Source organism: Ureaplasma zalophigenitalium (assembly GCF_025780055.1).
GTDB classification, from domain to species: Bacteria; Bacillota_I; Bacilli_A; order Mycoplasmatales; family Mycoplasmoidaceae; genus Ureaplasma; species Ureaplasma zalophigenitalium.
The window spans coordinates 1-816 of record NZ_JAOXHJ010000022.1; the positions used below are offsets into that span (position 1 = coordinate 1).

1 protein-coding gene is annotated in these 816 nt (G+C 28.2%); it reads right to left on the reverse strand.

The features are described from left to right. Positions 1-673: restriction endonuclease subunit S (locus OF365_RS03175; RefSeq protein WP_263818167.1), on the reverse strand; the 673-nt coding region annotated here is incomplete at its 3' end. Positions 674-816 lie beyond the last annotated feature (143 nt).

Here is an 816-nt window from a genome sequence, read left to right on the forward strand (position 1 = left end):
CTCAAGCGTTTGTAAATTCTTTAAATCTGATCTTTGGAAAAGGGTGTTTTTCATCTGCGAACATCTTTTCTAGAAGTGTATTTTTGAGATTTTTTAGCTTTTCTAACTTACACTGAAGAAGTGATATATATTCTTCAATCCTATCAAGCAGAATAGTTAGTCTTTTTTGTTCTTTTTCTGATCCTGGAATATTTAATCTAAGTTTGTCTAGATTTTTAAGCAAAAGTGTTGGAATTGTTGAAGATACAGTTATCTTTTTTATTTTATTTTGAAAAGATTCTGTTGATAACAAAAAATATAAAAATTCAGGGCTATAGGCCTCTTTCAAAACAATACCTAATATCCCTTGTTTAGTTGTCAAATCTACTTTGTTAATCGATATTTTACCTATTGTGGCACCGTTTGATATTAATAAATTATTTGCTTTTAATAATCAAGCAGAAGAATTTTTTAAGGCCTTGTTAGTTATATAATTCTGAGTTTTGAAAATGTATTTGCACTCCAAATCTTGGATTTTAACAAAGGGGATGTTTCCGTTTTTATAATACGTAGCTACATGAGTAGACGGAGTTCCTCCTTCAGCAGCGAATTGATAAAAATCATTAAAGTTTCTCTGTTCTCAATCGTTTGTAAATTCTTTAAATCTGATAGCAGGAACAAACTTATTATTCATTTTTATCACCTAATATATCAATTAATTCATTAATCGCTTTTAAATCATATTCATCTGCTTTTAAATCTTTTAACATATTTGCTAACTCAATTTCACTAGCTCTTAATTCATTGTTAATTTGAGCTAGTGTTTGCGCATATTTT